Genomic DNA, 17395 nt, shown 5'->3' on the forward strand with positions numbered 1-17395 from the left:
TTAAGAGCTATTTAACAAACTATATAGAAGACTTTTGATATCTTGATGTATCAATTATATCCCTATTGAAAATCTTAAGTGTTATATCGTTTTTTTTTCTTTCAATCAACCTGTTTTGTCAGGGTGACCTATACAGCAAGGGTGTAATTATTGATAGTATATGGCTCGACAAAAAGCTTGAGGAAAGCTTCGCTTTTTATGCTCCCGAATCCTATGAAGCCTCAAGGCCCAGCCCCGTAATATTTATTTTTGATCCTATGGCAAGAGGGAAAACTGGTATAGAACCATTTATCCTGACCGCCGAGACATACGGCTATGTCCTTATTTGTTCCAACAATTCTAAAAATGGGCCCTATGACCGTAATTATGCAATTGCCACAAGGTTATTTAATAAAATCACCTCCGACCTAAATATCAATCCCAAGCTGTTCTATACTGCCGGTTTTTCAGGAGGGGGCAGGTTCGCTTCGGCGCTTGCTGCAAACAGCGATCAAATTCAAGGTGTTGTTTCCTGCGGTGCGGCGTATAACATGGATTCAGGAAATTTACCAGGTACACAGATGTTTTCCTTTGCCACCATTATGGGGGATGAGGATATGAACTATTATGAATTGGCCTTTACCGATAAATATCTGGATAAAATCAGCCTCTCGCATGAGATTTTTACTTTTGAAATCAATCATCGTTGGCCGGACGATGAACACATACTAATGGCCTTTGACTGGATGCAACTCGAAGCGTACAAGAAGCTGCTGTTACCGTTGGATACAAGTGTTGTTGACAGAATATATAAGAAATTCTATCATCAGGCAAAATTAAAAGAAGAACGCAATGACCTCCTGGGCTCGGTTGCTGAATACCGGCGTATCCTGAATGGCTTTAACCGATACTATCAATTAGATTCAATAAGGGAAAAAGTTGACCGCATAAGTCAAAGTAAAAACTATGGATCACAGAAAAAAATGAATGATTCATTCTTGGAAACGGAGAAAAATCTTACTTATGACTATTTAAATAGATTCGGTTCTGACTTGGAAAAAAAATCCTACAATCCGGGTTGGTGGAACAATCGCATTGAAAAACTCAAAAAGAAACAGGAATCTAAATCAAAGATGGAGCAAAAGATGTATAAACGCCTGTTATATCGCTTATATGCCCATGCTATCGAAACAGTAAATTATACCGACCAGATCAAGACCTTGGAGCAAAGAATGTTTTGCTACGACCTGTGTATTTTTATTTATCCTGGCAATCCTGTTCCGTACCTAAGGCAAATTGGAATTGCCATGGCCCTGGATAAGTCTGATCTGGCCCTTGATTATTTAGAGAAATTATTGGATTCAGGTTACGAAAACAGGGATTATATAATGGATAATCTACCGCTTCAGGCACTCCGGAACAACGAGCGATTTGAAAAACTGATGAGACAAAACTAAAAGATTATGGACGTAAACAATTTAACCGATGTTTTTGGAAGGGCAATCATGGATTACCATAATGGCAAGGCGGCTGTGATTGAAACCTATTCGACCATTGGAGGCTGGGATGAATTACCGGTCGACTATTTATTTCGGTCCTTTGGCGACATGCCCGACATTGAGCAAACTGCTCTTAATATGGCTTCAGGAAGCGTGTTGGATCTGGGATGTGGCGCTGGAAGTCATGCGCTATACCTGCAAAATAAAGGCCTGGAGGTCAAAGCTATAGATATATCTGCAGGTGCTATAGAGGCTTGTCGGCTGAGAGGAGTAAAAAACGTAGAATTGGTCAATTTTTGGGATATCAAGGGGGCAAAATTCGACAGTATTTTGTCTTTAATGAATGGAGCCGGCATTTGTGGTTCCATGAATCGGGTTCCTGATTTTTTAAATCATTTAAAATCCCTGCTTCAGCCGGGTGGTCAGGTTTTAATCGATTCTTCTGATGTTATCTATATGTTTGAAGATGAAAATGGCGAAATAGATTTGTCGGAAGTTGAGCACTACTATGGAGAGGTTGAATTCCAATCAAAATATGATGGCGAAAACAGTGGCTTATACCCCTGGCTGTATATTGATTTTTACAATTTACAACAACAGGCCTTACATGTCAATATGAAATGTGAACTGGTTAAAAAAGGCTCTCATTTCGACTATCTGGCAAGGTTAAGCTTTTCTGAATAGGTCATTAAGATTCCTTTCTTTGTAATCCCAGTAAAATTAAACATGCCAGCAGGCAAATACCGGCCATGAGGTACCAGGTGGCCTCATATCCATATCGGGCAGAAAATTGCATTCCTAAATTGGGGCCCAAAATATGAGCAAAAGAAAAAGACATACTATAAAGAGCCATGTAGGATCCTTGATTTCCAAGTTTTGACCTGTCGAGGGCATATGAATTGGAGAAAGGAAAACCGAGCATTTCGCCAAAAGTCATAAATATAATGCCCATTACGGCCAGTCCGATCCAGGGCCCGGCGTTTAATACAAGAAAACTAAGCAGCAGCAAAAATGATCCGCCTATGACTATCTTTAAATTTTGCAGTTTACCCTTTTCCAGCGAATGAACGATGGGCATTTCCAACAGAAAAATTAACATCCCGTTCATCGCCAGCATCAGTCCGATTTTATCTTCAGTCAGCCCTAGCCTTTGACTGTAATAAAGTGGTATGGTAGAAAAATACTGCATAAATGTAAACCCAATCAAAAACATGGCAAACCAAAATATAAGATAACGCCTGTCTTTATACGGTGACAATTTTGGAAGTGCTGTTTCTTTGTTTTGGTTTTTGACCTGGCTTTTCTGACTCAAAAACCTCAAAATGATCATTCCTGCAATCAAACATGTTATTCCGTCAACCCAAAAAAGGCTTCTGTAGCTAATATAAGTGATAAGCAAACCACCAAGAGCGGGCCCCATGGAAAATCCCAGGTTAATCGCCAATCTTATCAGGGTGACTGAACGGGTTCTGTTATGGTCTTCACTGTAATCATCAAGAGCCACCCAAACTGCGGGTCTAAACGCATCTGCAAAAATAGTTAATGCAAAAATCCCCAGGCATAAGGAGTAAAAATCAGTAATGAACTGGATGGAAAAAAAAACCAGTCCTGTGCCAAATAAACTGGAATACATCACCTTATAATAGCCAATTTTATCCGCCAATTTTCCTCCAATAAAAACCCCCGCTACCGATCCGAAACCATAGCAAGACATGATCCATCCCACTTGCTCTAACGAGAATTCAAGAAAATTTGTAAGGTATAATGACAGAAACGGTACCACCATCGCTCCGGCTCTGTTGATGAGCATCGTAAGCGCCATAAACCAGACTTCTCTGGATAATCCCTCGTAGGGTTTGATGATCGTTTTTAGCATGCTGTAAAGATATATTTTATCAAAATCAAAATCGTGTGCCTAATTTCCAAGAAATAAAATTTATTCAGGTGTAAAAACCAAAGTTCTTATGATTTTTTATAGGTATATTTGGATAAAAGCCAAGTCATGAAAATACACTTTTTCCTTATTTCATTTTTATTCGTTTCAGTGCTGTACAGCCAGGTTTCAAAAGATGTTGAGGCAGCCCTGAAATTTCAGCAAAAATTGAATAAAGAATTTGCCAGTAAAGAGGAATCCCCCCTGACAGATGAAGATCTGGCTGTTTTTAAATCCCTAGAATTTTTCCCTGTTGACAGTAATTACATCGTGAATGCCAAATTGACTTTTTACAAAGACAGCAAGCCTTTTCAAATGAAAACTACCACAGATCGATTACCTGTATACAAGTTATACGCCACGGCAAGCTTTAAATTAAAAGGGAAAAACTATACGTTAGAAATTTACCAAAATGAAAAATTGCTCTTAACCCCTGACTATGAAGACTATTTGTTTTTACCTTTTACCGACCTGACCAATGGAGAAAGCAGTTATGGAGGTGGGAGATATATAGATCTCCAATTACCGAAGAGTGAAACGATTACTATCGATTTTAACCAGTCTTATAACCCCTATTGTGCTTACAACAGTAAATATTCATGTCCGATTCCGCCAAAAGTAAATTATCTGGATACAGAAATCAAAGCCGGGGTGATGTTATTTAAGCATTGATCAAATCAACTTCACCAGGTAAATCCCCAAAAATACTGCGGCAATGCCAAATACAAAGGTTGCGGCGAGATAGGGAATCATGGTAAAATAATCGTTCCCTTTTATAAAGAGGTGGTTTTCATAGGCAAAGGTAGAGAAAGTGGTAAACCCCCCGCAAAATCCGGTAGCGAGCAACAAGGAATGATTTTGGTTTAACATGCCAATCTTCTCAGAATAACCCAGTATCATTCCTATAAAGAGGCTTCCTATTACATTTGCCAACAGGGTTCCAAAAGGGATGGCATTTTCAAAATTATTTAGTTTTAAACTGAGCCAATATCTTGCAACACTTCCTAATCCTCCTCCAAGAAATACCAATAATACATGCTTCATGTTCTAATGATCTAAAATTATGCTATCGGCACGTCTCCAGCTCCACTTACCCGTGATCGTGCCTTTGTTGAGGGTCACAATTCCCGGGTTCGATCTGACGATGGTTTTTAAAGTTGTTTCATCGCAAAATAAAAGGTCAAAATCCAAATTATATTCCTTTTTAATAATGTCATAATCTTCTTGAGTAGATGCTGAGAAACAATAAACTGTATAGCCCATTTCCATCGCGCGTTCAGACAGCTCTTTGATTTGCTGCATTCCTTCCTGACTCGCCATTTTGAGATTATAGGCTACGATCAGCATGAGCTTTTCCTTTTCCATTAATGTCTCAGTAAGATCTTCACCTTCACGTTCCATTGTAAAATCATGAATAGGTGGTATATAGCCTTCCTTTAAGGTTCGCGTTTTTCGATCAACAAAAGTGGCTCCCTGAATATTCCAAGGCTTATCTTCGGTTGTATAGACTTTATTTTCTCCATCCACTTTATAGATCCAGGTGTCTTCATAAACAGGTACTTCGGCATCTTCTGGAATACGCATGCCCTCCGGAATGTTCTTGCCTATGGCATATGGCCTGAAATCAATGATAGGTAAATACCGCAACACATAAAATGCAATGCCAACAAATACAATAAATGATATCATACTCACCCTTCTGGCAAATACATCAGACAAAATGGGATGGATATCATATACTCTTATCAGTAAGTAAACCACCAGTACAATCAGTATAACATTTTTATAAAATGTCTCCCAGGGTGTTAGTTTTATAGCATCCCCAAAGCAACCACAATCAGTAACTTTATCATAATGTGCTGAATACCAGGTTAAAAAAAGAAATAACAAGCTTATAAAAAATAAGCTCCAGACTGTAATTTTTGGTTTATAGCCTACTAAGAGCATCACTCCAAGCATAATTTCTGCAAGAATGAGTACGATAGAGAATTGCAATGCAAAGGGGCTTAAAAACTCAAGGTTCAATACATCTGCTCCAAAATATTCCTCAAATTTATAGGCTGAGCCCAAGGGGTCCACCAATTTTACAAATCCCGAAAATATAAAAGTTACAGCAACTAGAAAGCGGGCGATATGGGTTATAATACGCATGTCATGGTTTTATTCATTCATTAAAATCAAGGCAAAAATGGCATAGTTGATCATGTCCTGATAATTGGCATCTATCCCTTCGGATACCAGTGTTTTCCCTTGATTGTCTTCGATCTGCTTAACCCTTAATAATTTTTGAAGAATCAGATCGGTTAAAGAACTTACCCTCATGTCTCGCCAGGCTTCTCCGTAATCGTGATTCTTTTTTTCCATCAAATCCTTTGTCTCCTTCATGTGCTTGTCATATAACCTGACTGCCTCATCGACATTAAGATCGGGCTGCTCAACTACCCCAAGTTCCAACTGAATAAGGGCCATGATAGAATAGTTGATGATTCCTATGAATTCAGGAATTTCATCTTCATCCACTTTTCGTGTTGTATTCTCCTGAAGTTGTCTGATTCTTTGAGCCTTGATGAATATCTGATCGGTTAATGAAGGGAGTCTTAAAATTCTCCAGGCACTGCCATAATCAGTCATTTTATTTATAAAAAGAGAACGGCATTTAGCCATTATCTCATTATATTGCTTGGATGTGTTCTGCATGTAAGTTGAAATCAGGATCTTTAGATTTTTTGTCAAAACGAATTTATAAAAATCTCATGATATAATATCCCCGGTTTGCTTATTTTTACAAATTATATACATGACAAACCCCTATAAAATGAAACGTATAGCTGTATTTTGTGGTTCGAGTAAAGGCTTCAACGGAGATTATGCCAAAGCCGCTGTCAATTTGGGTAATTATTTCTCCAAAGAAGGAATCGGATTGGTTTATGGTGGTGGGAAAATTGGAATGATGGGAGTCATCGCAGATACCATGATCAAAAACAACTCAGAAGTCATTGGCGTGATCCCGGGTTTGCTGAAACATGAAGAAGTGGCCCATACCAGAATATCACGGATGATTGTGACCAGAAAAATGTCAAAAAGAAAAGTCAAAATCAGTAAGCTGGTTGATGGTTATATAGCCTTGCCCGGTGGCTTCGGCACTCTTGACGAAATTTTCGAAGCTCTTACTTTAGGGCAACTTGGCATTGAGAAAAAAGCCATAGGCATTTTGAATATCAATAATTTTTTTGATCATTCCTTGTTACAATTGGATCATATGGTTAAGGAAGGGTTTTTAAAACAGGAAAACCGCGATATGATTATGGTAAGTGCGTCAATTGAAGATCTCCTGTCTAAAATGAAATCATATAAGGCGCCTGAATTAAGCAAAGTTGTTAATACCGTAGCCAGCTGATAAAGAATATTGAATATGCTCATCAATTGTAAAGGCCATTTAATAGACCTCGATTCACCGAAAGTGATGGGAATCATTAACTTAACTCCTGATTCTTTTTATGATGGCGGTAAATACAAATCAGAAAAAGGCATCATTGAACAAGTTAAAAAGATCCAAAACGAAGGTGCAACTTTTATTGACCTGGGTGCTTATTCTTCGAGGCCTGATGCAAAGGATGTTTCAGAAGAGGATGAACTTTACAGGCTCTTGCCCGTACTTGAGGTCCTGATGCAAGAATTTCCGGATGCATTGATCTCAATTGATACATTTAGAAGCCGCGTTGCGAAAGAAGCCATTGACAGGGGAGCCTGTATGATCAATGATATTTCAGCCGGGGGCCTTGATGATCAAATGTTCTCCACAGTTGCCCAATATCAGGTACCCTATATTATCATGCACATGATTGGTAACCCGCGAACAATGCAGCAAAATGTTTTCTATAAAAATCTCATAAAAGAAATTATTTACTATTTCTCTCAAAAAATATTTCAGCTTCGGGAACTTGGCATCAACGACCTGATTATCGACCCCGGATTCGGATTCAGTAAAACCCTTGATCAAAATTTTGAATTACTACAGAAATTAGAACTTTTTAAAAGTTTGGAACTTCCTGTACTCGCCGGATTATCGAGAAAATCAATGCTGTACAATTTATTGGATGTGAAACCCGAGCAGGCTTTGAATGCGACAACCTCGGCCCATACAATCGCCTTGATGAAAGGTGCTAATATACTGCGCGTACACGATGTAAAAGAGGCCATGGAAGCTATAAGGATCGTTGAAAAAATAACAAACAGAGTTTCCTGATGAACAAAAGATCTTGCTTTGCGCTGCTAACGATGTGCCTCATTTTGATCAACTGCCAGAAAAAAACGGTGCAATTACCCCTGATCGATATTCCCGGTATCTCAGAAATTCAAAATCATTCAAGTATATGGGTATTTATGGAGGCCAATAATGGAGTTACAACAGCTCGTTTGAACAAGAATAACAAAATACTGAACACACATTGGATATTCAATATTGACAGGAGGTTACCAATGAAGGAGGTTGTTCCTATCCTGATAGAAATGCAGGAAAACAGGAACAAGGATTCCATGCACAAAAAGGAAGGAATGAACAATTATTTTAGCTATGCCGATATATCTTCAGAGAAGGTTTCCTTGGCTCCTTTCACCCAGATCAATTTCAAATTCAATAATGATCAGGATGATTTTTTGGATTCTATAAACGAAAGTTCTTGTTCTGTATTAGTCAAAATTGAGGATCAATCAATTAAAATTAATGATAAGGTCATTGATCAGGAAACTCTTGAATCTATAATAAAAGAGCAAAAAACTTGCAAAAATTATGAAGAATTAAAAGTTATTTTGGCTTATGATGATCAAACCCTTTTTCAAAATTATTTGCAAACCAAAGTCTTTCTTATTCACAAGGAGATTCTCTGCGATTCGATCGAATATTTATATACTGTAAAATAATTCATACATTTACAAAAACCGGCTTAGAATTGGATCAAATTAATTTTTTAAACATCAGCTTCTTAGATATTCTTGATATTGTTTTAGTCGCTGTTTTACTTTTTTATATTTTTCGATTAATTAGAGGCACTGCAGCGATTAATATCTTTATAGGAATAGCGATAATCTATCTTATTTGGAAACTTACACAGGCCCTTAAAATGGAATTGCTGAGTGACATACTTGGTAAATTTCTAGGAGGTGGATTTATCGCATTGATCATCGTATTTCAACAAGAGATCAGAAAGTTCTTACTGATGGTGGGCTCCACGAATATTGCCTCTAAAAAAGGCTTCCTCAAGAATTTTAAAATTTTTAAGACCGAAATATCGGCTAACACCTATATTGATGATATTGTTTCTTTTTGTGAGGAAATGGGAAAAAGCAAAACAGGTGTGCTTATCGTATTGCAGAGAAATAATAGTTTGGAATTCGTCAAAATGACCGGAGATGCTATGGAAATAAAGGTGAATAAACCCATTTTAAAAAGTATATTCTACAAAAACAGCCCGCTTCATGATGGCGCCATTGTGGTTGAAAATGACATTATTACAGCCTCCAGGGTTATTCTTCCTATAGAAAACAACATAGAAATTCCGGCCCATTTCGGTTTAAGGCACAGAGCCGGCCTTGGAATTACAACACGTACAGATGCCCTTGCGCTTATCGTATCCGAAGAATCCGGACAAGTATCTTATATCAATAACGGTGCGTTTATCCTGTATGAAGATTTTTCTGAACTGGCCGAGATCATAAAAGACGACCTCAGCTAACTTATTGAAAGTATTAACTTGCTTGTTTCTGAACAAACTGGATATTGTATAATTTACTATAATACCCCTTTTTATCAAGCAACTCTGTATGGTTGCCCTGTTCTACAATTTTACCATCTTCCATTACGATGATCTTATCTGCAGTTTGAATTGTTGCAAGCCGATGAGCAATGATAATGGAAGTTCTGTTCTTGGTGATCATTTCGGTTGCATCCTGAATCATTTTTTCTGAATGTGAATCAATTGACGACGTAGCTTCATCGAGTATCAGAATTCCAGGTTTACTGACAGAAGCCCTCAGGAAAGCGATCAGCTGCCTTTGACCCACCGATAGCATAACACCTCTTTCTTTTACATTATAGTCATAACCGCCTGGTAAGGACATGATAAATTCATGTATACCAATAACCTTTGCTGATTCTTGTACTTCTTCCATCGTTATGGAATCATCCTTTAACGTTATATTGTCAAAAATACTCTCCGAAAAAAGAAAAACATCTTGCAATACTACTGCGATCTGATCTCTAAGCTCATGCAACCTGTACTTAGATATATCGACATCATCAATTTCAATACTTCCTTTATCAATTTCATAAAAGCGATTGAGCAAATTAATAATGGTTGATTTTCCAGCACCTGTAGCTCCTACAATGGCAACAGTTTCACCAGGTTTAACATCAAAAGATATACCTTTAATTACTTCTTCATCAGGAATATAACTAAAATGAACATCCTTAAAACTCACTTTTCCTTTAAAAGTATCAATCACCACGTTACCCGTGTCAATTTCACTTTCCTTCGCATCGATAATCTTGAACACCCTTTCGGCTGCGACCATTCCCATCTGAAGCGTGTTGAATTTATCCGCAATTTGTCTTAATGGTCTGAACAGCATGTTGTTCATCATGATAAAGCTAATGATCTCGCCTGCCGAAACAGAATTGCTGGTCGCAGCGTTCAAACCTCCGTACCAAACCACCAACCCTATGGCTATTGAGGGTAAAACCTCCGCAACAGGAAAGAATATAGAATTGTACCATACCGTTCTGATCCATGCTTTTTTGTGCTTTTCATTGATCCTTCTGAATTTATCATATTCAATTTTTTCACGGGAAAACAATTGAATAATTCTCATGCCGGTAATACGCTCTTGTACAAAAGTATTCAAGTTGGACACCTCTGTTCTTACATCCTGAAATGCAGATTTCATCGCCTTTTGAAAAATTTTGGTGGCGAAAACAAGAATAGGGAGAATCGCAAACACAATTAAAGCCAATTGCCAGTTCATAAAAAGCATCACCATGGCAATGACGAGCATTTTTAAAATATCACTGATGATCATGAATAAACCCTGTCCGAATACGCTTGCAATGGTTTCAATATCCGAGACGACTCTGGTCACGAGTTTACCCACTGGGGTTTTATTGAAATACTGCATTTTAAAATACAGCAAATGCTTAAAAAGTTGGGTTCTCATGTCTCTTATGATGTTTTGACCCAGCCAATTCGCAAAATAAATAAATAAGAATTGAAACAAAACTTCAAACAGAAGTGCCAAAAGCATCAAAATAGTGAAAAACACAAGTTGCTCCGAATTCTTGGTATAAATAAAATCATCAATGATCCTTTTTAACAGAATGGGCCTCACTGCCGCGAGCATCGCCACAGACAAAACCGCGATAACTGAAACAGCAAATTGGAGTTTGTAAAATCTGGCATATTTCATTAGCCGGGAGAATAACTTTACGTCATACACCTTTCCAATTACTTTTTTATTTTCTTCCTTGTTTTTAGACATGCTATTCTATGAAAATTTCGTTTGGATAACTCACTTTTGTGAGATACAGCCCTTTGGCTTTTGCCGATGCACCTGCCCTGGTTCTATCTCTCAATTCGATCACACTTTTGAATTCATGTATACTCATTCTGTTTTTACCTACCTCAAGCAAAGTGCCTACAATAGCCCTCACCATATTTCTTAAAAACCTGTTCGCACTAATGTGAAAAGTTAGATTCTCTCCTTCTCTTTCCCAAAAGGCTTCACTGATCGTGCAATCAAATGTTTTAACATCCGTTTTGTTTTTAGAAAAGCTCTTAAAGTCAATATAATCCATTAAGAGTAGTGCTGCTCTGTTCATCTTGTCTATATCAAGATGGTTTTCAGACAGCTGTAAACTCAAGTCATTTTCAAAAACATTTTTAACCAATGAGATACGGTATTGATAACTTCTCGAAACCGCAGAAAATCTTGCATGTGCATCTTCCTGCACCCTAGTTATGCGAAAAATAGCTATATCCTTTGGTAAAAAAGAATTTAGCTTAAATTTTAACTTTCTTTTATCAATTGTTGCATCAATATCAAAATGAAAAAAGAACTGACTTGCATGTACTCCTGAATCTGTTCTTCCACAACCCACTATTGAAATCTCTTGTTTCAACAATAATGAGAGGGCCTTTTCAATGATCTCCTGTACCGAAATTTCATTGGGTTGTATTTGCCAGCCATGGTAATTTTTTCCATGATAAGAAAGTTCAACAAAATATCTCAAAAACCTTTATTTTTACGACGAACAAAGATACTTAATTTAATCAATACTCCTTTGGCGCTTAAAATTTTGCTATTATCCGACACCCACAGCTTTATCGATGAAAAAGTGCTTAATTATTGCAAAGCCTCTGATGAAGTATGGCATGCCGGTGATATTGGAAGCATTGAAGTAACAAATAGAATCCGGGAAGTCAGTACCCTAAGAGCAGTTTACGGAAATATAGATGACAAAGATATACGCAGTGAGTTTCCTTTGGATAATAAATTTAAGGTGGAGGAGGTCCATGTTTGGATGACGCATATTGGAGGTTATCCATACCGCTATAATCCCAGGGTCAGGGAAGCTTTAACCTTACATCCTCCTAAATTGTTTATATCCGGCCATTCTCATATACTCAAGGTTCAGTTTGATAAAAAACTGCAATTATTACATATGAATCCTGGCGCTGTCGGTAATCACGGGTTCCATAAAGTAAAAACAATGCTGCGTTTTGAAATAGACAAGGCCGATATAAAAAATCTTGAGATCATTGAGATAAAAAGATAAAATCAAATAGCCTCTGCCATTTTCGCCTGGTAGATAGGAACTGATATAAAAATGCTTGTGCCCTCACCTTTTTTGGAATTGATATTAAAAACACCATGCATCATTTTGATTCTGGCTTCGATATGACTAAGGCCCAATCCATCTTTTTTTCTTGCTTTATGAACTTCGAATCCTATTCCGTCATCAATAATTTGTATCAGTAATTTATTGCCATTCCTTTCCTTAAGGTTGATTGTAGCGTTCTTGGCACCACTGTGTTTTAGTATATTATTGATAAGCTCTTCAATAATATTATAAATTTTAATTTCAAACTGTTGGTTGTATCTTTTGATCCCATTGTCATCACTCATAAATTGGATTTCTGAGTTTGAATATTTTTCACAAAGGTCATGTACTGCAAAGGCAAGTCCAAATTTTAGCAATACAGATGAAATCAATTCATGTGACAAATCCCTGATCTTGACCGAAGCTTCATTCACGATCTCCTGTGCCTTTGAAATTTCAATAGGGACATGGGAATTCAATTGGGCCTTTGAAGCCTGCAAATGTAAATTAGCAGAAGACAAAAGTGCGCTTACACTATCATGAAGAATTTCTGCAATAGATTTTCGCTCCTTCTCTTTGGCGTCAATGGTAGCATTGATAATTCTGTTTTGCAGGTTGCTATGGATCTGTTCAAGTTTGTTCTGTTGCTTAAGCTTATAGTTTTTGTAAAAAATAAAGGCCAAAATCACAAAAGTAAGTGTAATAAACGCCAGTCCATAGAACAAAAACTGGGCCCTTAATGTCCTGTTTTTTTCTTCTTCCGTTTTTCGCTCTTCGACTGCAAGATTGTATTTGGCCTCAACTTCGGCGATATTTTCTGCCAGTTGCTCGTTGGTTAATTTAAACTTAAGCTGATAAGATTTATGTAAATAATTATAGGCATTTTTATAGTCATTTATGGAGTCATAAGAAACAGACAGATTTTCGTAGATGATTCTTTTCAGGTATTGGGAATCTCTGGAAGTATCTAATTTTATCTGCTCAAAAGCGTCTAAATAATTGTCAATGGCCGTCTCGTAATGTTGATCAAAATGATAAATATTTCCCAAATTAACATTAGAATAGGCAATTCCTCTATCGTCCTTTAATTTGATTCTCAATTTTAAAGCCTCTCTAGCCCAGGTTTTGGCCAAATCAAAATTATCGTTATTCTGAGCAATGACACCCAAATTATTTAAGGCATCTCCAATTCGTTTCTCAGTAAGCGGTGTTACCGGAAAACGAGCCATTTTCCTAAAGTACATTTTCGCGCTATCCTCCTCATCTTTTGAGTAATAAAAACTACCCATACGAATTAGTCCCTTGGCGATACTAGTCGTATCTTTGATCAAATAAGCTTTTTGTAAGGCTATCTTATTGTAATAAATGGCCTTATCAAAATTTTGAGAATTGGCAAATATTTTAGACAGCATATTGGCATATTCGATATTAAGAGGAGAAAAAGGTTTTGCTTTTAAACGGTCCAATCCATTTAAAAACTCTTTGAGGCTCTTTTCTTTGTTGCCTTGCAAATACAAATTCTTAGCCTTCCTAAAATCAAAGGCCAGCTGCTCTTCTGAATTTTTTTTAAAAGAAAAGGTATTTAAAGTAGTATTGATGATTTTAGTTACTTGTTTGTAACTACCGGCATCGAGCAATGAATCGATCTGATTTAATTTGTGCTCAATATAGGCCGCTTCCTGATTTCCATTCTGTGCTAACACAAATGAAGTAGAATACAAGAATATGACAAACGTAAGTATACGGTAGCTCAATTTGTTTTCTGATATCAGATTATATAACCTCATTTTTTAAAGCAAAAATAGCTAAACCAACACTGTTCTTTACTTTAACTTTTTTCATCAAGTTTTTGCGATGCGTTTCAACGGTACTTTCACTTATATGCAATTCATCACCAATTTCCCGCGTACTGTATTGCTGGGCCACAAGCTTTAACACCTGTACCTCTCGTTTGGTAAGCGAACTGATTAAAACCCCGTCCTGACTCCCTTCGTTCTTAACCTGGCCATTTAACAAGGTTTGCATCATTTTCTCCTTAACATCATCGGTAAAGTACTGATTACCGGCAGAAACTTTGTATACTGCGTTAACAATATGTTCCCCGGCAGACTTTTTGGGCACAAAACCTTTAGCTCCCATCTGAAGTACTTCCTTGACGAGTTTTACATCGTCATAGCTGGATAATACAATGATTTCGGGTCTTTTTTTAAGGTTTTTCAACTTTTTCAATACTTCAATACCATCCAGTTCCGGCATATTGATATCAAGAATAAGCACATCTGAAGTATTTTCTTCATACCAGTCCACAACTTCAATCCCGTTAAGGGAAAATCCTGTAACCTCAATATTGGGTTCTAAATTGAGTACCGCTTTAACCCCATCAATCAAGATCTGGTGGTCATCGGCAATATGAACTGTAATCATTTTATCCATGTACAAAATATTTTGTTCAAAACTGGGTTTAAAAAAATCCGAAAAAAACTAATTTTTCGGATCTTTACCTAGTTTATGAAATAAACGTTTTAAATCTGTAAATATTGTACAAAGAACAACACTAATCCCACATGATAGCTCCTTTAGGTCTTCTTTCCGGCTCTTTGGCATTCAATAAAGCATCCATGGCAGCAACGTCATAATTGCTTTCATAAATGTTGTTGAAAGTAGTTTCAACTTTACCGTTTACGGGTTTAAGATCAAGTGTCACTGTTTTTGATGAGTTGGAATCACCATTTTCCACTAGAAAGATTTCGTTAGAAGATCCAATCAAAGCAGAAGAAACCATTACATTTTCATTAACAGTGAATGTCACAGAAACGTCTCCACTATTGTTTTCCAGTATAGGAGCAGATTCTAATAAAGTTCCTTCGTAATCAGATAAAACAACTGATTTTGAATTAGTTAAGTTGGTTGTAAATGATGCCATAACCAACAATACGGCAATTGCTAAAGTAAAATTTTTCATAATAATAAACTTTTAGATTTGTTTTGTATGTATACGTATATCAGCCAAAACAGGCTAACACATCAAATGTATCGGCAAATGGTATACAAACCAATAGCGAAATCAGGTATTTTTTGATATACCTGAAAACCACTAGGTTTATACCCAGAAACCACTAATTTAATGTTTCGAAAGATATAAAAAATCTATTATTATGTATTTTTATTGTTTTTTTACTTCATTTGCTTATTTTTTTTAACCGTATGAATCTGAATGTCAATTATTTAAGTTTTATGTTCTAAAAAGTATCTTCATTTATATTTGAATCTTTCAAATTCTTTTTTATCTTGCATGTTCGTTAGCGTTGAATTTAATTTCAATAGTTGAAATATTTATAGTAAGGAGAGAAGTTATTTGTTTATTAGAAAACTTGTTTCACTTCTCTCCTAACTCCCTTTCCTTTTTCCTCTTAAAAAGAAGAATATTGTCGTTTCTTCTTAAAAAATACTCAAGTTTACAGATTTGGGTATTTTTTTTGTTTTAAAAAATAGTAAGGAGAGAAGCTATTTGTATCATTTAAGTATATTAGAAAACAATGTGCTTCACTTCTCTCCTTTCTCCCCTTTCTTCTTCTCCAATGATTATGGAGTATTTTATGTCGATTTCAAGTTTTTATCAGAAATTAATCTGCCAGACCTCTTGTTAAATCCTTTTAGAGCAGGCTGCCTTTTTTCCTTTGAAAAATAGTAAGGAGAGAAGCTATTTGTATCATTTAAGTATATTAGAAAACAATGTGCTTCACTTCTCTCCTTTCTCCCCTCTCTTCTTCTCCAGCAATGGAGTATATGATTATGATCTTAATTTGTTAATCCAGATCAATACTTTTTATCTAAAATGATGATAACATAACTGAATTTGGAAAAAATAGTAAGGAGAGAAGCTATTTGTATCATTTAAGTATATTAGAAAACAATGTGCTTTACTTCTCTCCTTTCTCCCCTTTCTTCTTCTCCTCGATATATAATATCAAGGAGTATGTTACAACGTCAAGATTTTGCCTTAACGCCATCATTTCTTTGAGAAATTTGATGTCTTTATGTCAATTTAGGAATCTATAGCAATTTTCCCACTTTTTGAAAAATAGTAAGGAGAGAAGTAATTTGTTTAAATAGAATGACAGAAACAATGCGCTTCACTTCTCTCCTTTCTCCCCTCTTTTTTCTCCTATATTAAAATTAGGAGTATATCATATCATTGAGACCAAATGGTCCTCAATGGCATCTCGATTAGAGAAATTTAATTTTCAAAATGTCAGTATTAGGAATTCATAGCAATTTATTCCCGGAGTTTAAAATAAGGAGAGAAGCTCTTTTCTTCGTTGAAGTGAAAGTTGACTCCTCTCCTTTCCCCCCTTATACCTTTTTTCAAAGGCTGTTTTTTCATAACAGTAACTATTACTTGAATAATTACACTACAAATATATACACACATCATGGTTCTCACAATAGAGGAACTTGGGATTTTGAAAATTACCCAAAAACCGTTAGATGGTAAACGGCCAAAAAAAAACTGTCTGAATTGAATTCAGACAGTCTTAACACACTATAACTAAGGTATTAGTATTATCGTAACCTATCTACAGATTTTACAAGTTTTTCATCCTTAATGATTGCTTTATTGGCTAATGCCAGAAAAACAATTACGATTAAAGGTATGAAAACGCCAATACCCTTCTTTGAAACAACAGTTTCTCCAGGTAACATTAATAAATGGTAAACAATAACTCCTAACAATAAAAAGTTTATCACGATATTCAATCTATTGAATACGATTTGTCTTGTTCGGGTTTTAAATGATAATATGGTAATGACCGAGATAAGTCCCGACATCATAAATAGGACAGGCACAGCCATAAGTGTTACTTCTCCTGTTTGAAACAACGAATCCAAATAAACATCCTCCATCTCCTGATCTGACCAAAATGGAAGTAAAAAAGATACAATCCCTGATAGAATGATTGCAACTAATAAATAAACAGTTTGAATTCTTTGTAGCATTTCTTAAAAATCAAGCGCAAAAATACATTAATCTTTTTAAGAAATAACTTTCTATATTAATTTTATTTTGTAATATTGTGCCATCAAATCGAAACCTATTGTAAAATTACTTCT

Annotated in this window: 18 protein-coding genes; 8 read left to right on the forward strand and 10 right to left on the reverse strand. The window is 36.2% G+C overall.

Annotation, left to right across the window (positions count from 1 at the left end):
• The first annotated feature begins 65 nt into the window (after positions 1-65).
• Positions 66-1436: an alpha/beta hydrolase family protein gene (locus tag AABB81_RS06565; RefSeq protein ID WP_342159404.1), complete on the forward strand. Its 1371-nt coding sequence runs from the start codon at positions 66-68 to the stop codon at positions 1434-1436.
• 6 nt (positions 1437-1442) lie between these two features.
• Positions 1443-2162 carry a class I SAM-dependent methyltransferase gene (locus AABB81_RS06570; RefSeq protein WP_342159405.1) on the forward strand — a complete coding sequence of 240 codons (720 nt, stop codon included), beginning with the start codon at positions 1443-1445 and terminating at the stop codon, positions 2160-2162.
• Positions 2163-2166: 4 nt separating this feature from the next.
• Here AABB81_RS06570 and AABB81_RS06575 read toward each other — a convergent pair whose 3' ends face one another.
• Complete coding sequence (locus AABB81_RS06575) at positions 2167-3354, reverse strand: MDR family MFS transporter (protein WP_342159407.1); 1188 nt, start codon at positions 3352-3354, stop codon at positions 2167-2169.
• A gap of 126 nt (positions 3355-3480) precedes the next feature.
• Between AABB81_RS06575 and AABB81_RS06580 the strand changes: the two genes are divergently transcribed.
• Positions 3481-4083, forward strand: a complete 603-nt coding sequence (locus tag AABB81_RS06580; protein WP_342159409.1) for a DUF1684 domain-containing protein — start codon at positions 3481-3483, stop codon at positions 4081-4083.
• Here AABB81_RS06580 and crcB read toward each other — a convergent pair whose 3' ends face one another.
• From crcB to AABB81_RS06595, 3 genes are read right to left on the reverse strand one after another with little or no spacing between them, the layout of a single operon-like run.
• Positions 4084-4455, reverse strand: a complete 372-nt coding sequence (crcB, locus tag AABB81_RS06585) for a fluoride efflux transporter CrcB (RefSeq protein ID WP_342159410.1) — start codon at positions 4453-4455, stop codon at positions 4084-4086.
• A 3-nt stretch (positions 4456-4458) separates the two neighbouring features.
• Positions 4459-5562: a BT_3928 family protein gene (locus AABB81_RS06590; protein WP_342159412.1), complete on the reverse strand. Its 1104-nt coding sequence runs from the start codon at positions 5560-5562 to the stop codon at positions 4459-4461.
• 9 nt (positions 5563-5571) lie between these two features.
• Positions 5572-6108 (reverse strand): DUF1599 domain-containing protein, encoded by a 537-nt coding sequence (locus AABB81_RS06595; protein WP_342159413.1) that lies wholly within the window; start codon positions 6106-6108, stop codon positions 5572-5574.
• 118 nt (positions 6109-6226) lie between these two features.
• Between AABB81_RS06595 and AABB81_RS06600 the strand changes: the two genes are divergently transcribed.
• Genes AABB81_RS06600 through AABB81_RS06615 form a run of 4 tightly spaced genes read left to right on the forward strand, consistent with a single transcriptional unit; the run spans position 6227 to position 9143 of the window.
• Complete coding sequence (locus AABB81_RS06600) at positions 6227-6808, forward strand: LOG family protein (RefSeq protein WP_342159414.1); 582 nt, start codon at positions 6227-6229, stop codon at positions 6806-6808.
• Positions 6809-6823: 15 nt separating this feature from the next.
• Positions 6824-7657: a dihydropteroate synthase gene (folP, locus tag AABB81_RS06605; protein ID WP_342159415.1), complete on the forward strand. Its 834-nt coding sequence runs from the start codon at positions 6824-6826 to the stop codon at positions 7655-7657.
• Positions 7657-8331, forward strand: a complete 675-nt coding sequence (locus tag AABB81_RS06610) for a hypothetical protein (RefSeq protein ID WP_342159416.1) — start codon at positions 7657-7659, stop codon at positions 8329-8331. Before folP ends, AABB81_RS06610 begins: the two co-directional genes overlap by 1 nt.
• A 29-nt stretch (positions 8332-8360) precedes the next feature.
• On the forward strand, positions 8361-9143 hold the full coding sequence (locus tag AABB81_RS06615) for a diadenylate cyclase (RefSeq protein WP_342159417.1): 783 nt from the start codon (positions 8361-8363) through the stop codon (positions 9141-9143).
• A gap of 13 nt (positions 9144-9156) precedes the next feature.
• Here the strand turns inward: AABB81_RS06615 and AABB81_RS06620 are convergent, their stop codons facing one another.
• Positions 9157-10941, reverse strand: coding sequence for an ABC transporter ATP-binding protein (locus AABB81_RS06620; protein ID WP_342159418.1), 1785 nt, complete (start codon positions 10939-10941; stop codon positions 9157-9159).
• A gap of 1 nt (position 10942) precedes the next feature.
• On the reverse strand, positions 10943-11692 hold the full coding sequence (gene truA, locus AABB81_RS06625; RefSeq protein WP_342159419.1) for a tRNA pseudouridine(38-40) synthase TruA: 750 nt from the start codon (positions 11690-11692) through the stop codon (positions 10943-10945).
• Positions 11693-11743: 51 nt separating this feature from the next.
• Between truA and AABB81_RS06630 the strand changes: the two genes are divergently transcribed.
• Entirely contained in the window at positions 11744-12238 is a 495-nt protein-coding gene (locus AABB81_RS06630; protein WP_342159420.1) for a metallophosphoesterase family protein, read from the forward strand.
• 2 nt (positions 12239-12240) lie between these two features.
• On the opposite strand, the gene AABB81_RS06635 is transcribed toward AABB81_RS06630, so the two are convergent.
• The 4 genes from AABB81_RS06635 to AABB81_RS06650 all read right to left on the reverse strand — a co-directional run bounded on the left by AABB81_RS06635 (position 12241) and on the right by AABB81_RS06650 (position 17281).
• Positions 12241-14070 carry a tetratricopeptide repeat-containing sensor histidine kinase gene (locus AABB81_RS06635; RefSeq protein WP_342159421.1) on the reverse strand — a complete coding sequence of 610 codons (1830 nt, stop codon included), beginning with the start codon at positions 14068-14070 and terminating at the stop codon, positions 12241-12243.
• A complete protein-coding gene (locus tag AABB81_RS06640) occupies positions 14057-14716 on the reverse strand; it encodes a response regulator (protein ID WP_342159422.1) in 660 nt (219 codons plus the stop codon). Before AABB81_RS06640 ends, AABB81_RS06635 begins: the two co-directional genes overlap by 14 nt.
• Before the next feature lie 121 nt (positions 14717-14837).
• Positions 14838-15245: a hypothetical protein gene (locus AABB81_RS06645; protein ID WP_342159423.1), complete on the reverse strand. Its 408-nt coding sequence runs from the start codon at positions 15243-15245 to the stop codon at positions 14838-14840.
• A gap of 1601 nt (positions 15246-16846) precedes the next feature.
• On the reverse strand, positions 16847-17281 hold the full coding sequence (locus AABB81_RS06650; RefSeq protein WP_342159424.1) for a DUF4293 domain-containing protein: 435 nt from the start codon (positions 17279-17281) through the stop codon (positions 16847-16849).
• Positions 17282-17395 lie beyond the last annotated feature (114 nt).

Origin of the sequence: Lutimonas vermicola, from assembly GCF_038433205.1 — a bacterium.
GTDB lineage: Bacteria > Bacteroidota > Bacteroidia > Flavobacteriales > Flavobacteriaceae > Lutimonas > Lutimonas vermicola.